We start from the raw sequence: 15,958 nt of genomic DNA on the forward strand, positions 1-15,958 counted from the left end.
ACCTCAGTTTACACAGATGCTTTCCACTGTTTGGATTAAACATATTTTTATCATTACAAAGATATAGGTTTTATATGGATTAGCATAGAGTTCACCGCTAATATTAAGGGCGATTGATAATTAATCTAAGTACTAAAGAAACAGGATATATCTTGACACAGTTAATATAGTAATATATTCTATATCCTTATCTATTGTAAAACATCAGTCATTATCCCAGCCATTTTCCAACATATAGTTCACTTCTTCTTGTCCTATATCATTGTAAGATTCATATTCACGCATTTTCGCTTCTTCTTCCCATCTTTTCCTTTCTTCTTCCTTTCGCTTTATTTCCTCTTCCCTCTTCTTTAAATAGACACAATGTCCCTCTTCACTGAGAAAGAACTGTAAGGTAGTAAGACTACCTCTTTCCGCTGGTTTCAGTTCTTTGCTTTTTTTATTAAGGTAAGCAATGATTGGATAGTAGGCATTGCCCTTTTTGTCAGAGAATGTAGCATCCACCCATTCAGGGTATTTTCTCACCCTTAAATATATTTTGTCTTTTCTAAGAAACTCTCCTATCAGATAGAAACACAACCGTCCTTCATACCTTGAATCTCCGCCATATTTTCTAAGAGTGTTGAAGCAATATTTAGGTATTCTTGAAATGATAATATCCTCACAGAAAACAAGAATATTTTCATCATTGCAGTTAATAATATTTCGTATGGGATTATTATGTTTTGAATCCGTATAAATGTCTTTGACCTCACAACATCCAGTCCATTTGCCCTTTTCATGGACAGGAATAGATATTCTTTTCAATATTTGGTTTGTTACCTTTACATAAAGGTTTTCATCTTTTTCTCCTTTCCAGTCAAAATGGCATAATTTTTTATATTGTTCAATCAAGATGCTGGGGCGTTCACTAAAAGGCATCGCATTGATAATTTCACCCACCTTTAATATTTCCATAAACAAAGGAAACCGCTCAGGATTTAACCAACGTGGATTATAAAAGTATATATTCATGTCTGCTATTCTTTAATGTTTTCTACAAAGATAGCAGTTTAAATAGAAAACAGCATAAGAGTTTCCTCAAATGCTGTTTTCATTCTAATAGTGTTTATTTGATTATTTCTTGGTGAAACGATATTCTACACCATCTTCTGCTGTCATGTTAAGTGTATTTGAAGATATAGAATAAGTCCAAGTTTCAGGGTCTCCGTCCCCATAATCAATTACGACTTTATTGGAGTTGGTTGTGTAATTGAATGAATCTTCATCCCATTGTCCTGTCCCATTGTTGTTAAAGGTAAGTGTTTCTTCAAAGTCGAAGCCGACTTCTCCACCTACCCATGTGCCAACTAAGGGAGAGTTTGGTTCATCTTCATCATCGCTACAAGCTGTAAAGTTTACGGCTAACATGACCATTAACAAGGTCATTCCTAAGAATCTTAATGTTTTCATTTTTGATAAGTTTTAGATGTTGTGTATTCAATTCCATTATATGTATAAGTCCACTTGACCGTTGGAGAGTAAATGGCAGGCAAGCCTTGCACACTTTCCAAATGGCTTTGCTTTGGACTTATAGTCTGATTGTCATATTGTTTTCCATATATAGTTTTACCGTCCCCATTGACAATCACTATCCTTGTAAGCGCAATAGGTTCTGTGCTGTTATTGCTTATCGTACAATCAAGCACTCCCCAGAACTGCCCCATTGAATTACTACCGTTGGCAACTACTTTTGTTTCAATATAAGCACTAATATCCTGCTTCATCTTCACAGTAATAGTAGCTGATGCTGTAAAGTTACCTTCCTCTGTGGTTACAGTGATTGTAGTTTCTCCTATTGACTTAGCTGTTACCAATCCTTTCTGATTAACGGTTGCTACTTCCTCATTAGAACTGCTCCATATTATATTTGTATTGGTCGCATTGGCTGGCTCAATGGTAGCTATCAGTTGGAATGTATCAATAATATCCAATTCCTTAGAAGTCTCATTCAATGTAATGCCTGTGACGCTACTAATGATTTTACCGTTATCTATATCAATCTTGAAAGTAAACTCATTCTTACTTCCATCGTAAAACATTACCTCGCATTTATATTGCCAAACATTAGTGCTGTTGTCCAATAGAGTATAACTAATCTTAGCGTCGGAAGCTGTTTCAAAAGGTGGTTCAATATAGGTACTCCAAACTGTCTTAGCATCCTTATAGCTGTACTTGCTTATATGTCTGCCTTTACATTCTATTCCTTCTTCATAAGAGATAAGTAAGGCATCTATCTTTCCATTTTCAAATCGTGGAGCTTCTTTAGCTTCATAGATGATTTCACCCTCATTGGAATAGCAACACTTTCCAATAAAGACAGATTCAGCGTACCAATCATTAGCTACAACATTCTTTTGATAATCAGACTGTAATTCTGTACGCTTTGACTGTCCATTGAAAGTAAAGATTGTTTGGTTATAGCCATTCAGTTTCAATGTAACAATATCTCCTGTACTTGTTTTTTTGTAGAATGCTGGTAGAATATAATTGAGTTTGACTGTTTCATATTCTCCATATCCTTTGTAAACATTCAATATGGTATCGGTTTCTTCTATGTCAGTCCATTCTGATTTAAGCAGCTTAGTGGTTGCATCATATTCACTAAACCACAGATGTTTGTTCTTTACTCCTGAGAATAAGACAGAGTTTCCTCCTTGCTGACCGAACCTGCATTTTATATCTGCATAATCCTTTATGTATTCGGCAAACAATTTGTCCGTCTTGTCAAAAAGGTTATCTGTATCAATACTGGTTGTTGGTGAGGAATCTAATTCATCTTCTCCACAGGAACTAACTCCCATGCTCAATGTAACCAATAACGAGGTTACTAATAATCTGTATGTTTTCATTGCTATAAAAAGTCATGCGCCCACCTGTTCCCTATGGATAAGCAATAAAAAATAAGGTGTGGGAACACTATTAATTTTACCCTATTCTCTGGCTTCTCGCATTGCCTTGGCATGGATAAAACAATAGCCCCACACCAAACGGTATATAGAAACCTTACAAAATATAAGGTAGGTATATATCAAGTGTGGGTGCTATTGCTATCATCTTCATGCCATTTCAAATTTTGCGAGAATTTGAGAATAGAAGATAATTTCAATAACACCTTGTCGTTAATTATGTCCTTTCAGCTTGCTAACACTATAACTTACTGAAATTGTTGCAAATTTAGCGAAAGGTTTTAAATAAGTCTATATGATGTAGTGATAAATAGTAAATCTTCTACTATCAAACATTATTCGTCTTTATCCCAACATATCTTTGGCTATTTACAAACAGTTATCTCCAGTATGGATTATAAGAGTTAAGTTGGCTTTAAAGTCTAAAAACTTATGGATTTGACCTATTACTATAAGGCTGAAATGCCAAACACAAATAATCGGACTTTAGGTATATCTGGAGTTTAAAATTTAGGTAGGACAAACTTTGATTGGGGTATATAAAGCTAACCTTGTTCTTTATTTGTCCTACCTGTTATTTAGAAACTCAATGATTCATAAGTCTGCAAGATTTCTTCCTGTCTTAATCCCAAGTATCTTTTAGTAATGGCAACAGAACTATGATTGAAAAGTTCCATGAGCTTTACTAATGCCAACTCTGCATTGTCGCTGTTCATGTTATAGACCTGCCTGCCAAAAGTCTTTCTAAGCGAATGGCAGCTAAAATTCTTAATCTTTAACTTGTACTTCTTCTTCACCTCTTTAAGAATGATATTGATTCTCTGAACTGTGAAGATAGTGCCTTTCTGACTTATAAGAATTGGAGCATTGATTCCAATAGGATTTATATGCTCGTAGCACTCTTTAATATGCTGCTGTAATTGTGGATTCAATCTGATAGTCCTTACCTTACCTGTCTTTTGCTCAATTACTGTAAACTCGTCAGTATCTAATATCTGTTTCCACCTTAGAGATAGAATGTCAGATATTCTTAATCCTGTGAAGCATCCCAAAGCTATAAGAAGCGAGATTTTATAATTCCCGTCTTTGGCTAACTTCCTTATGAGGTTCATTGCGTCAGACCAAACCAAATAGTCCGCTGTTGTGCTTGAATATTTGAGTGACATAATGTTCTGTTTTATAGTGAAACGAATAAAAGTGAATATTAATTTTGAGTTGGATTTACTAACTTGCTGATTATTAATGAAACATTCACTAATAAAGAAAGTGAATATATTTAAGGTGGGAACACCTTATAAAGACATTCCACACCTTATTATATATAGTATTCCTTAGAATGGTCTGTTCCCATATTTATAATCCAAAATGGAATTGCATACCCTGTCATAAAAGGAGAATCCACAGCCTGTATAAAAGTAGCTAAGATAGATTGCTTGGTATTTGCGTTGCAATGCAGCATCATCTTTCAGCATATTATCCAATTTATCTAAAGAATGTTTCAATGCTTGTACTACCTTTATATATCTAAGGTTATTATCCACTTCTCCCAAACGGTTTTCCAAATCTCTGATATGGTTTATAAGTCTGTCTATCTGTTTATCCATGATTATAAATTTTAGAAGTTGGTAGAAACAAAGAAAGGACAACTAACTGAATAGCTGTCCTTTCCTCTCTCAATCAATAAGCTCATTTAATCAATGAACCACTTATAGCGTTCGTCACCATGCAAAGCTGCATTGATTCCAACTGCCATTTCTGTAGCATTTAAAGAACGGTCTAAGAATGAATCAATATAGCTTGATTTGTTAGCCCCTGTAAGCAGGTTATAGAACTTCCACATATTAAGTTCACTTCCAAAGCTGCCAAAGTTTTCATCATTGATGTATGCCTTAGCCACAGAATTAATCTGCGTATCAGTAAGCAACATTCTTGGCAGTGCCTTTTGATAGCCTGTTGGCAGACACTGATAAAGTCGCATCTTGCCCAATATCTGGGCGAACTGGTGTTCACTCATGGAAGTGTCGCCTAATTGCTGCATCAGATAAAGATGCTTGGCAGGGTTGTAGTTCCCAAACAGTTCCAACGCTGCACGATAGAGTTCTGTTGTGTTGCTTGCTCTTAAATCATCCTTGTAACCATTGGTAAAGATGCACATGTTACAACAGACGGTATTTTTGAATCCGATAGCTAAACGGAACAATTCAGGAACTTTCTTTGAATAAAGATTCATCTGATTGTACGCCCTTACGCCTACAATAGAAAGATTCAGCCTGTTTCCTCCAACAGTTTCATAAATGGTTGGAATGTCAATGCTGAAAGCCGCCCTTTCATAGTAGATAGTCTTGTCAGATTCCAAAAGTTGGTTGGCTGGCTTGTGGATTGCTTCAGGGATTCTGCCTTTAATGATATGGCTTACGCGAATGTCTGCCTGTCTTACGGTTTCACCACTAAAGAAAGACAGTGCCGCTTCTTGTATGGTTTCCACAAATGCGGCATGGTTAATGGTCAGTTCATTGTCTTTGGCGAACACGGGAGTAATGCAGTCATGTTTCAGATGATGCAAGGTCACTTCCTGCGTGTTGGCTTCAATGAAATGGTTGGCAGGTCTTACAGGTTCGTCCATGATAATGGTAGCTTCTTCTGCAAATTCACCCAAATTCATTCTCTCACGGTTGTTTGCCATAGCTGGCATGATAACTAAATTTCTCATAATGATAAATTGTTTAAATGATTATTGATTGATTTAACTTTGGAATTGCATAAAGCCCATATCGCTTTGGGTTGCTCCATAACGATTTTTGCTTTACTACAATTCGCTGAATTACTTTTGAGTGTTATTACAGTTAGACTATCTTACATTTATGCTGTATTGTGTCACTCATTAGCAAGTCAATCAATAGGGCTTGGGTGGGTAACGGATTTTATAAAGTTGGTGGGGTGGGTAGGTGTGTGCCTATTTTCATTTTTCTTTTGCAAGGTGAGAGGGGGCGTAAAATAGTGGTATGGTATCTCGTGCAACATTTTGGAGATTGGGGTTATAAAATTCATTTTGCATTCTGTGTGTTGCACCCAACTTAAAAAATCAGACTTTATGCGCTTATAAAATGGATTTAAGGCAGGACGGGGATTTTTCGTACCATCTATTAATTTAATAATAATCAGTATAAAAAATCCCCACTACCTGTTATTTGGACTTGAAAGCCATTTTAAGAAGGTCTTTTGGGGGTTGGATAATCCACTCCTTGCGTTGCTTGGCTATATCATTGTCTAATAATAGCTCTTTGGGGGTAAGCTCAAATCCGTTAGGTATAAATTTCAACAGACCTGCATTATATAAATCCAAATTGTAACTTTCAATATTCTTTTTACCCATCCTTAATTTTTCAGCCAGTTTGTTAGAAGTAAGCAATATCTTGTTATCCTCCGCTATCAATAGGAGCTTGATATAATATCCTTTCACTTTAATATCCAAATCCACTTTCATAAAGAGGTGGGACAGGGTTATAAAGTTGGGGCGTTCTATGGGTGGGATGCAGTAAAGACTTCTCATTATAAAATCAAGATAGGGAATTGATGTAGGTACAGGGTATCTCTTTCTGACTAACACGGCTTCTATATCCTTATTGAAGTTCTTTAATGCAGTCTCTTTCTCTCCTGTACATTTGGCTAAGTCCTTGATTCTCCATCTGACCTTATAATAGTCATTTCTGTATAAGGACAGGCAGAAGAACCTGTACAAGTTGGGTGGATTGAGTTTATCCACAATAGACTTATTAATGGTGGCATAATCCTGCCTGATTCTACTTATCCTGTTTTGCAGGTATTTTTGAGGTATCTTCATATTCATTAGTAGCTGATTGAACATTTTGGGTAAACATTAAATCTTTTTTCTCACGTTCCATCTTATAATAGTAGGCAGTTCCAAAATATATCTTGGCTTCCTTTCTGTTATGGAACTTCTTTCCTGTTGGCAGATGAATTATCATGTCAATTCAAGAATTAGTAAGTTAATAAGCCAGTTTCTGCAATGATATATAAAAGGTAGTAACCTTTCCATTTTTCTTTCTCCTTGTCTTTAGATAGTTGTTGAGATTAGCCCACAATCCAATGTGAACCTTGTTATCTTTTACTCCCTGTCTAAGAGCCTTAGCCCTTATCTGCTCATAGGTAAATTCTTCCATTTTAGAAATTCTGAATAGTTTGTAGCCTGCTTATCTGTGTGGTGGGATTATCTGTCTGTGGTACTGTAAAGATAATAATTCCATAAGTGGGGAACTAATGGTAAGACCACACATTTAAGAATCAGACTTTAGACTATTCAGAACTTAGCCAATCTGTTTACTTGGATTCTTTTTCGGAAGAAAATCCAGACTTTATAAATCTGGACTTTTTAATTTTACCGATGCAACATTTTTACAAAAGGGGGTATAAAAGGTGATTTGTTGGTAAAATGTTGTACCCGATTAAACTTTCTCGTATTCCAAGAACAAAGCCCTTTGCCTGTTCTTCCAGCTGTCTTTGCATTTGAAGAACTCTCCGAGAAAGTCTTTAGGTTTCTTTTTTACAGATGGCATATTCATCAGTTTATATATTTCATCTCTTGTCTTGTTTATATCGGACAACTCGTATGACCTTCCTGCCTTGAATCTGTTTTTCACCATCTCAACAAACTCTGAACCCTTGCGCTTTTCATCATATCGTTTAAGAATCATGGCTTCTCTGATTTTGGGTTGGGAATAGTTCAATTCCTCAATCTTCTCTTTACCCAATTCTTCATAGGCTTCTACAATGAAAGCATCGGTTTTTATAAGCTCCCTTTTATGCTCCATCGCCACGCTGGTCTCGTCTCCTTTCAACATTTCCAACTGTTCAACCATTTCTTTGCGCTTAGCCTTGATGCTGGCTGATTTATTCTCTCGTTTCAATCTTTCCAAATCGCCTAAAGGATAGATTTGCGATTCGCAACTGACTTTGAAAGATTTGCATTGCCTATATGTCTTGGTCAGCATATCGAAGCTGTTATAATAACCTTGCACAATCGCATCAGTAATATAATTGTCTATCTTGAACCAGTTCTTCTCACCGTTTCTATTCAGCATGGATTTAAAGGGGTGGGTATCTAAAATTGCTTTGTAAGCATCCCTTGCTTCATCTGTCGTGGCATTATCGTAATAGGTCTTCATCATTCCATAGACTTGTTCAAACACACCTATCATATATTTTAACTGTGCTTTAGACCTCACGGAGAAATTGTAGTCCGTATTGGTGATATGGTTTGCAGATGTTATTCCATTTCTAAAACGACCGATTATCTGTATCGTGTCAGTGAATGGGTCTATCATGCTTTGGGTTGCCATAGTAGTATCGGTTACAATAAAAACTTCTGGTTGGAAATTCAGTTCTATATCCAAAGCATTAAAAAACCTGCTCGTAAGAAAATTGAATCGTCTCATTTTGTCAGCATCCCAATCTGAATATGCGTTAGCAAACTTCTTATCTTTTAAACTCGTTACGCTGTTGGATGCACAGAAAACCGTTGATTGCTCCTGTATGTCTAATCTCTGCATGATAGAATAGATTGTTTCAGTGGAATTAATGAACAGGAAGATGGGATTGCTGTTTGCCTCTTCCAACCGCTCCTTTAATTTTTGCAGTACATTATTTGTATGGTAAATATTGATGGGCTGGGCATAGTCAAACATAGGTTGTACTTCCAAAATCTGAAATTTCTGTTTAAAGAATCGCGGGTCTGTGAAATCTAACGGAGTGGCAGACACCAGCCCTTTATTGTCAAACATGAAAAAATCATCGAAAGGCAAAGTTATGTCCTCTCTGTAGTCCACATCCTTTACTATCTTATGGCATTCGTCAAACAACAGATAACAAGTAGAATAAATGTCCCTGTCAATCTCTTCAAATGCAGATTTAATCTTGAAGAAACTTTCTGGAGTGGATAGTATCTTAATATGTTTGTCCTTACTTACTCGCAGGTATTTTACGATTCTCTCCACTGTCACATTCTCGTAAACTCCAAAAAGGTTGTCATTTGTATGCTTTAGGTCTTTGCACTTACCCTTAATTACAGGAACATTCGGTTCTAAGATTATGGAATCTCTATCTGCTTTCAGTTCGCCATAAGTTGCTCCAAGTCCTGTCAGCTTCTTATAAAGGATAGTATTGGTAGGTATTTGAGGTAAAACTTCTGTCAAATATTGAATTTTACCATTATGATTTTTCTCTATTTTAATGTATGCTGTATTCATCTTTGTTTCGTTTTAAAAGAGGAGGCCGTCTCAAAATGAATTGAGATGGCCTCTGTCGTTTTATATCAGATTGAAGTCGTTTGGATTTTCCTCAAAAAAAGGAATTTACAAGTTTCTTTCTACAGATTTCATCGCTTTAAACGTTTTTTTCTTGGTCAGAAGCCTCTTAAGAGGCTACTTTTGCAAGATTATGCGCTATGGCCAGCAGGCCAAATTCAATTTCCACCTTCTTCAGTCCACGGAGATGGAACCTCTTGAAGTGCTTGTTGTTCTTGAGGTTTCCAAATACGGCTTCCACATCCTGCGGCCGCTGGCTCCGGTATTTAAGACCTTCCGCAGAAAGGAGTTTCTCACGTTCCCTTTCCTTGATTTTCCTCAGCCTGTGGTTTACCTGTACAATCCTTTCCGACCGGCTTCTGTGACACCGGCATCTTAACGGGCAGCCCTTGCAGTTCCGGGCCCTGTACCTTGAGATGGTCTGTACAAAACCGTTGTCTGTCGTCCGCTTTACATCGGAGAGTCTTTTCATCCTCTGTCCCATCGGACAGTACATGCCGTCGGTTTCTTCATTATAGTAAAAGTTGGCAGACAGGAACGGGTCATTCCTGAAGCTTCTTTTCTGTTCCTTGTGGAAATAGCTGTACTTTATGAAGGTTTCAATGCCATGCCTGAAGGCGTACAGGTAGTTCTCCTCACTTCCGTATCCGGCGTCACAGACCGACACGTCAGGATATCTGCCGTACAGGGAATGGAAGTCTTCCATGTGCAGGGGATAGGTGGAGGTGTCACCGGCACACTGATGGAGGGTATAGTTCAGGATGAACTGTCTGTTGGTACTGACCTGCGGGTTGTATCCGGGCTTGAGCTGCCCGTTCCTCATGTGGTCCTCCTTCATCCGCATGAACGTGGCGTCGGGGTCTGTCTTGGAGTAGCTGTTGCGCCCGTCGAGAATCTTTCCCTGGGATTCATATTTCTTCAGCTGTTCGGGCCATGCCTTCTTCACACGCCGAACCTTGGCCTTCACTTTCCGGTCCGCATCCGTTCCCTCCAAGGCTTCATGTATCTGCTCCAGCGCCCTTTCCACCTTCTCGGGGGTGATGTCCTGGTAAGTGAGGGGAGCGGAGTCGCGCAGCTCCTGCTTGGTGACGGACTCGGCGTACCGCCATATCTCCTCAAGCTGTTCCGCGATTCTGGAGATGCGGGTGTGGATGGACTTGCCCCAGACGAACGTATAACGGTTGGCGTTCGCCTCCATCTTCGTCCCGTCGGTGCAGGCCACGTCCAAACTTACAAAGCCTTCCGCCACAAGGAACTTCACGATGGTGGCGAAGACGGTCTTGAGCACATCCTTCAGCCGACTGCTGCGGAAACGGTTGATGGTGTTGTGGTCAGGAGTCACATTGCCGGTCAGCCACATGAAGCGGATGTCATTGCGGCAGAACTCTTCGATGCGGCGGCTGGAATAGATATTGCGCAGATAGGCATATACCAGAATCTGCAGCATCATGCGGGGATGGTAGGCCGGACAGCCTTTGACGGAGTACTTGCGGTAAAGTTCTTCCAGGCTGATCTGTTCAATGATACGGTGAACAACCCGGACCGGGTCGTTCTGGGGAATAAAATCGCCTAAACACGGAGGTAAAAGCAGATTATCGTTGGAGGTATAGTTTTTAAACATTATCTTTGGGATATATTGCTTGATTCCCTAAGATACAAAAAATTAGGGAGACGGGCAAGTCCTGACTGAGCGAAGTTGGGGCTTGCCCGATTTTTTTCCAGACACAAAAAAGGCTATCTCAAATTATATTTCAATTTGAGACAGCCTCACTCTTTAAGTTAATAATTATCAGATTATAGCTTCTTTTTCACGCAGGTAGTCCAGTAGTTCTTCGGTACGTTCCACTCGGAAGAAAATCTTTCCACGTAAGAAAGCACTGGTAGCACTGATGTAATTATTGACTTCACGAAACAAAGGGACGAATTGTACACGTTTGCCAGATTCAATAAGTTGTTTCAATATGGATAGCTGAAAGTTGTTATCTTCACCTGTTTGATATGGGGTTAGTTCTGTCGGTTGAATCCCTCCATCCTCATTTTCTCCAGTAGTCAGATAAGTATATATCCATTTGAAAGAAGCTGGATTAACGTAGTATTTGAATCCTGCCACATTGTAAGATTCAATCCAGACGCAAGGATAGTTCTCCTTGTCGGTGTATAATCTGATGCTTAGAGTTTCTTTTTTCTGCATCATTGACTTGATGGCATTGTGCGCACCTGCATTGTCGTACTTCTTTACTTGTGGAACAAGTGTTCCATTAATTTTAAATTCCATGATTCTTCTTTTTTAAAGTTTCTTACTTTTGTTCCATTCTGAGGAACTGGCAGGTAATCGTTATTAAAAGGTGCGCACCATTTTATTTCTGATTACGTTGCAAAGGTGGGAACTTTGGAGAAGATTAAAGGAGAGTAAAATTTTGAGGATTTTGGTTCTCCCTTAACTTGCCGCCTTGCAAGTCCTGTCCCTTTGACGCTACAAAGGTGGGGAGAAACCGTGAGAATAAGTGAGAGTAAAAAATAAGGGAGATGTTACTCTCCCTTAGACAAATGTTTGATTTTCAATAATTCTTGTTCTGTACATTCCACGCAAATGTCTTGTTCTTGCTTAAATATCCTTTTAGTGTAGTCTTGTCTGAGAGGAAATTATCATTGTCTGAGATTCCTGTTAGATAGATAAGCTGTGATATTAGGAATGTGACATCGTATGCGTTCTTTCCCCCTTTCCTATAATTGGTGTCAAAAGGTGATAGGAAATTGAAGAACATTTTGAATGTTTGGGCAAACAGGCAGATTCTTTTCGTGTAGCTTGTTGTGATTTGCTGTTGTTTGGGATAAGTGCTTACCATTTCTATATTGTCATATAGGTGTTCTGCGTCAAGCTCATCTTTAGGATTTAAATCATCCAAATGTTCTTGGCAACATGAAAGTATGAACTTGATTGCATTGGCGGTTTCTATGGTGTGTATGGTTTTTCCATTCACCTGTAAGGATAAGGTCAGTTCTTCCTTGAATGTTATATGGTCTGTAAGAGGATTGGCATTGGGGCGTTCTTCATATTGGGATATGCTTTGGAAAAGTTTCTTTATTTCGCTTGCAGGTGTTTCCCCATATTCAAACGCTTGCCAGCATTTGCCGTCCACGTAATCCTTTATAAACAGAATGATAAACCAAAACTTGTCCTTATCTAACTGCAAAGCTGATAGGGCAGTCTGAATTTCTTTTTCCTTTTTATATTCTTCATAAGTTAGCGGCATTTCAATAAGCCTGTTGTTGTACCTTTCTTTAAAGGTGGGCATGGCTTCGCTTCCCTCTAATATCAATCCTTGTATTTCTTTAGGCATTGCAGGATGTATTATCATGGCAAACTGCCAAACATAATCTAAAATATCATCTTCCTCTTTTGCTTCTAAAGTGGGGTAAACCGCATCTATATTTGTGAACTTGTCTATTGGTTGCATATTCTTATGTAATGGTTGTATATGCAAAGTTAATGAATAAACCCTACCTGCATGGAAACAGATAGGGTTATTTAAGATTAGAGTAAATTCTTCATGGCATCATCCACCTGCTCATTATCAAATTTGCTTAGATAAATCTGTGTAGTTTTTATATCTTGGTGTCCTAATGCTTGTGAAATGATTCCTATGTTTACTCCTGACTTCTTCAAAATCGTGGCGAATGAATGCCGCGCAACATAGGTGGTGACTTCTGCTGTAATGCCTAACTCCTTTGCAAAGGCTCTTAATTCCGTATTAATCTGGTGGCAAATTTTATGCACCCTATTGTTTTGCTGCATAGGTGTAACATGGCGTTTGTTATGAAGTATAGGAAACAGATAGCCAGTCTGACGCTGATAGTAACCATATTTTTGAATAATCTGTTTAGCTCTGTCTGTTAGCATTAAATTTATGCTCCCATGCGTCTTTTGTCTTTTATAAAGCAATCTATCCTCCACTATATTTGTTCCTGTCAAGTGAGCTATATCTACGAAAGATATTCCACCACATAAATAAGAGAACGTAAATATATCTTGTGTAAACTGTCGTATCTCGCTTGCATGGCTACAATCCGCATCTATGATTTTAAGAATATCCTCTTTAGATAAAGCTCTCTTAGCTGTCTTGGTATTGAAGCGACTTAGTTTGTATTCCATGAATGGAGTTTTATCCCTGCTGACAATTTTGGCTTCAATAGCCTTATTGAATGCAGCCCTTAGACTTCTGAACTGATAACTGATAGTAACATCGTTGTTACCTTTACTGCGCATCCACTTCTCAAACTTCTTACAGAACTCAACATCAATATAACTAAAGGTATAATTTAATTTTTTTCCTTTATTGAAATTCTTTAATGTCCTGTACGAGTTGAGGTAAGCATAGCTTGTTCCTATCCTGCCGTCCTCTTTCAGTTCCTTTATTAAGGAAAGATAGAACTCTTCTACCGTTTGGGCTTTGATGTTCTTGCGTTGTTCATAAACTAAAGAAGTCGCTGTAAACTCTTCCTCTCTTGATAATTTTTCTATTACCTTAGTTTGGTATTCTGCCTTTACCTTCAAGATAATATTTTGGATTAATTCTTTGTTGGGGCATTTGGGTTTTGGTTCTCCTTTGACAAAATCCCAATGTTGGGGACTAACGGATATGCCTAAACTCTTCATCACCCTTTTTCTGTCTTGCGTAATCCTTAACATCAAAGGGTGTTCACCATTGGCAAGTGTCTTGCTCTTGAAACAAACAACTGCAATCGTTACGCTCATAATTTTGCGGTTTACACAGCGGTTTACACAACCACCCTTGCGAGGGTATGTTTGGGGGCATATAAACAAAAGCCATAAAAAAAGAAAAAAGGACTGACAATCGTTTGATTATCAATCCTCTTTCACCAGTCGGGGTGACTGGATTCGAACCAGCGACCACACGCCCCCCAGACGCGTACTCTAACCGGGCTGAGCTACACCCCGAATTGCGGACGCAAAGGTAACGTTTAATTTTGATTTTTCAAATTATTCTTTCGTTTTTCTTGGACGAAAAGTGCGTATGCATCCTAACTCCAGCTATCCCATTGTTTCACTATAGAAATCAAGCATGTCAAATATATCTTCACGGCTGGCTGTTTGGTTGATACGGATATCTCCGATTTCGCCTAATAATGTGAAGTTTACTATGCCGGAGGCTACATTTTTCTTGTCGTGTTTCATAAATTCATATAACCGGTCATAGTCTTTGCATGTAAACTCAAGTTTTCCATAATTATTTTTGATGAACTGGATTGTTTGATAGAGTTTGTCTTTCGGGAACCCTGTTTTCTGGTGAGAATAGTAAAGTTCACAGACCATTCCCCATGCTACGGCATAACCGTGCAATACAGGTTTTTCTATTTCGAGGGAGAAACTTTCGAAAGCATGTCCTATTGTATGTCCGAAATTCAATGCCTTACGGATTCCTTTCTCGAACGGATCCTGTTCTACAATGTTTTCCTTTACTTCAACCGATTCGCCTACCAGTTTTTGCAGATGCTTGAAATTGATGTTTTCCATGTTGAAGGTAATCAGCTCACTCCAATGCCGTGTATTGCTGATAAGTCCATGTTTCAACATTTCGGCGTAACCGGATAATAGATTCTTATGGTCGAGCGTCTTGAGGAATTCACAGTCTATAATGACGCTGTCGGCCGGAGCGAATGAGCCTATTTCATTTTTCAGCCCGTTGAAGTTGATACCTGTTTTACCTCCTACAGATGCGTCGACCATGGCTAGAAGGGTAGTAGGGATGTTGATCATCTGGATACCGCGTTTGAAGGTTGCTGCAGCAAATCCTCCCAGATCGGTCACCATGCCACCTCCCAGATTGATCATCAGTGAATGGCGGGTACCCCCTTTACTGCTGAGTTCGGTCCATACATAGGCCAGTGTTTCCAGATTTTTATGTAAATCTTCCACTCCAATGCATATCTGTTCGGCATTTCTCAGAAATGGCATCTTTTCTATTAACGGCAGGCAGAATGTACGGGTATGTTCGTCGGTCAGTATAAAGATTTTGTCATGGGGACATTTTTCTATTGCGTGCCGGAGGTTATCTTCCAGCTGATGGCATATCATTACTTCTTGTTTGCTCATAGTGGTATTTGGTTTTTGCTGCAAAAATAGAAAAAAAGTGAGAAGGAGATGGCTGTCCGCTTACATTTAATTAATTTTGTGTCGAGATTAATGATAACTTGAAAAATTACTAATAATTGTGCTATGAAAGGATTATTACCAGTTTGGTGTAGGATAGCTGGCTACGCCCTGCTCGTGTTGGCCGTATTTGTGCCTATTTTAATGTATATGTTTCAGAGGGTTGACGACGGAAATCTGCTGTATGTAAAGCTGAGTATGAAATTAGTGATGTGGATTTCTTTGTTTGCCATTTTTTTGTCGAAAGCTAAGGATGAGAGTGAAGTGATTGAAAAGATCCGTGCCAAATCCTTGAAATACGGCTTATATATTTGGGGGGTGTATTATATTGTGATGTTGATAAAGGGGGCTTTGGATGCAAACCTGCAGGTTGCCGATAATTCGGTAGGAATCGCCTTTATGGTAATCAATGTTTTATGTCTGGAGTTTTTTATGCAGAAGCATCGTATGGAGAAAATGTTTAAAAGAAAATAAACCTTAAAAAATCTTTAGAGGTTAAACCTTCATAGGCATCCGAT

The 15,958-nt window shown here is 38.5% G+C and carries 15 protein-coding genes and 1 tRNA gene; 1 reads left to right on the forward strand and 15 read right to left on the reverse strand.

Features of this window, described 5'->3' with window-relative positions:
- Positions 1-204 precede the first annotated feature (204 nt).
- From BQ7489_RS00140 to aroB, 15 genes are all read right to left on the reverse strand, one after another.
- Positions 205-1,014, reverse strand: a complete 810-nt coding sequence (locus BQ7489_RS00140; protein WP_072529533.1) for a hypothetical protein — start codon at positions 1,012-1,014, stop codon at positions 205-207.
- 102 nt (positions 1,015-1,116) lie between these two features.
- Positions 1,117-1,452 carry a DUF5640 domain-containing protein gene (locus BQ7489_RS00145; protein ID WP_072529534.1) on the reverse strand — a complete coding sequence of 112 codons (336 nt, stop codon included), beginning with the start codon at positions 1,450-1,452 and terminating at the stop codon, positions 1,117-1,119.
- Positions 1,449-2,891, reverse strand: coding sequence for an Ig-like domain-containing protein (locus BQ7489_RS17700; protein ID WP_239496902.1), 1,443 nt, complete (start codon positions 2,889-2,891; stop codon positions 1,449-1,451). The genes BQ7489_RS00145 and BQ7489_RS17700 overlap by 4 nt, the downstream gene beginning before the upstream one ends.
- A gap of 635 nt (positions 2,892-3,526) precedes the next feature.
- Positions 3,527-4,114 carry a tyrosine-type recombinase/integrase gene (locus tag BQ7489_RS00155; protein ID WP_072529535.1) on the reverse strand — a complete coding sequence of 196 codons (588 nt, stop codon included), beginning with the start codon at positions 4,112-4,114 and terminating at the stop codon, positions 3,527-3,529.
- A gap of 165 nt (positions 4,115-4,279) precedes the next feature.
- Complete coding sequence (locus tag BQ7489_RS00160) at positions 4,280-4,552, reverse strand: hypothetical protein (RefSeq protein WP_072529536.1); 273 nt, start codon at positions 4,550-4,552, stop codon at positions 4,280-4,282.
- Between the two features lie 86 nt (positions 4,553-4,638).
- Positions 4,639-5,658 (reverse strand): DUF3871 family protein, encoded by a 1,020-nt coding sequence (locus tag BQ7489_RS00165; RefSeq protein WP_072529537.1) that lies wholly within the window; start codon positions 5,656-5,658, stop codon positions 4,639-4,641.
- A gap of 474 nt (positions 5,659-6,132) precedes the next feature.
- Positions 6,133-6,789 carry a hypothetical protein gene (locus BQ7489_RS00170; RefSeq protein ID WP_072529538.1) on the reverse strand — a complete coding sequence of 219 codons (657 nt, stop codon included), beginning with the start codon at positions 6,787-6,789 and terminating at the stop codon, positions 6,133-6,135.
- Positions 6,749-6,934, reverse strand: a complete 186-nt coding sequence (locus BQ7489_RS17705) for a hypothetical protein (protein WP_072529539.1) — start codon at positions 6,932-6,934, stop codon at positions 6,749-6,751. Before BQ7489_RS17705 ends, BQ7489_RS00170 begins: the two co-directional genes overlap by 41 nt.
- A 477-nt stretch (positions 6,935-7,411) precedes the next feature.
- Positions 7,412-9,211 (reverse strand): DEAD/DEAH box helicase family protein, encoded by a 1,800-nt coding sequence (locus tag BQ7489_RS00180; protein WP_072529540.1) that lies wholly within the window; start codon positions 9,209-9,211, stop codon positions 7,412-7,414.
- Between the two features lie 166 nt (positions 9,212-9,377).
- Complete coding sequence (locus BQ7489_RS00185; RefSeq protein WP_083580413.1) at positions 9,378-10,889, reverse strand: IS1182 family transposase; 1,512 nt, start codon at positions 10,887-10,889, stop codon at positions 9,378-9,380.
- Positions 10,890-11,057: 168 nt separating this feature from the next.
- The gene (locus BQ7489_RS00190) at positions 11,058-11,543 is read right to left on the reverse strand and encodes a hypothetical protein (protein ID WP_072529542.1); all 486 of its coding nucleotides are present in this window, start codon (positions 11,541-11,543) and stop codon (positions 11,058-11,060) included.
- Between the two features lie 283 nt (positions 11,544-11,826).
- On the reverse strand, positions 11,827-12,726 hold the full coding sequence (locus BQ7489_RS00195) for a hypothetical protein (protein ID WP_072529543.1): 900 nt from the start codon (positions 12,724-12,726) through the stop codon (positions 11,827-11,829).
- Positions 12,727-12,803: 77 nt separating this feature from the next.
- Positions 12,804-14,024: a site-specific integrase gene (locus BQ7489_RS00200; protein ID WP_072529544.1), complete on the reverse strand. Its 1,221-nt coding sequence runs from the start codon at positions 14,022-14,024 to the stop codon at positions 12,804-12,806.
- Between the two features lie 129 nt (positions 14,025-14,153).
- Positions 14,154-14,228: transfer RNA gene (locus tag BQ7489_RS00205), tRNA-Pro, on the reverse strand.
- Positions 14,229-14,321: 93 nt separating this feature from the next.
- Positions 14,322-15,383, reverse strand: coding sequence for a 3-dehydroquinate synthase (aroB, locus tag BQ7489_RS00210; protein ID WP_072529545.1), 1,062 nt, complete (start codon positions 15,381-15,383; stop codon positions 14,322-14,324).
- A 123-nt stretch (positions 15,384-15,506) separates the two neighbouring features.
- Between aroB and BQ7489_RS00215 the strand changes: the two genes are divergently transcribed.
- Positions 15,507-15,914 carry a hypothetical protein gene (locus BQ7489_RS00215; RefSeq protein ID WP_072529546.1) on the forward strand — a complete coding sequence of 136 codons (408 nt, stop codon included), beginning with the start codon at positions 15,507-15,509 and terminating at the stop codon, positions 15,912-15,914.
- Positions 15,915-15,958 lie beyond the last annotated feature (44 nt).

Origin of the sequence: Bacteroides ilei (assembly GCF_900128495.1) — a bacterium.
Lineage (GTDB): Bacteria > Bacteroidota > Bacteroidia > Bacteroidales > Bacteroidaceae > Phocaeicola > Phocaeicola ilei.

Coding starts and splice junctions, on each gene's coding strand:
- BQ7489_RS00140 (WP_072529533.1), bottom strand. CDS start 1,014: ATGAATATATACTTTTATAATCCACGTTGGTTAAATCCTGAGCGGTTT.
- BQ7489_RS00145 (WP_072529534.1), bottom strand. CDS start 1,452: ATGAAAACATTAAGATTCTTAGGAATGACCTTGTTAATGGTCATGTTA.
- BQ7489_RS17700 (WP_239496902.1), bottom strand. CDS start 2,891: ATGAAAACATACAGATTATTAGTAACCTCGTTATTGGTTACATTGAGC.
- BQ7489_RS00155 (WP_072529535.1), bottom strand. CDS start 4,114: ATGTCACTCAAATATTCAAGCACAACAGCGGACTATTTGGTTTGGTCT.
- BQ7489_RS00160 (WP_072529536.1), bottom strand. CDS start 4,552: ATGGATAAACAGATAGACAGACTTATAAACCATATCAGAGATTTGGAA.
- BQ7489_RS00165 (WP_072529537.1), bottom strand. CDS start 5,658: ATGAGAAATTTAGTTATCATGCCAGCTATGGCAAACAACCGTGAGAGA.
- BQ7489_RS00170 (WP_072529538.1), bottom strand. CDS start 6,789: ATGAAGATACCTCAAAAATACCTGCAAAACAGGATAAGTAGAATCAGG.
- BQ7489_RS17705 (WP_072529539.1), bottom strand. CDS start 6,934: ATGATAATTCATCTGCCAACAGGAAAGAAGTTCCATAACAGAAAGGAA.
- BQ7489_RS00180 (WP_072529540.1), bottom strand. CDS start 9,211: ATGAATACAGCATACATTAAAATAGAGAAAAATCATAATGGTAAAATT.
- BQ7489_RS00185 (WP_083580413.1), bottom strand. CDS start 10,889: ATGTTTAAAAACTATACCTCCAACGATAATCTGCTTTTACCTCCGTGT.
- BQ7489_RS00190 (WP_072529542.1), bottom strand. CDS start 11,543: ATGGAATTTAAAATTAATGGAACACTTGTTCCACAAGTAAAGAAGTAC.
- BQ7489_RS00195 (WP_072529543.1), bottom strand. CDS start 12,726: ATGCAACCAATAGACAAGTTCACAAATATAGATGCGGTTTACCCCACT.
- BQ7489_RS00200 (WP_072529544.1), bottom strand. CDS start 14,024: ATGAGCGTAACGATTGCAGTTGTTTGTTTCAAGAGCAAGACACTTGCC.
- aroB (WP_072529545.1), bottom strand. CDS start 15,383: ATGAGCAAACAAGAAGTAATGATATGCCATCAGCTGGAAGATAACCTC.
- BQ7489_RS00215 (WP_072529546.1), top strand. CDS start 15,507: ATGAAAGGATTATTACCAGTTTGGTGTAGGATAGCTGGCTACGCCCTG.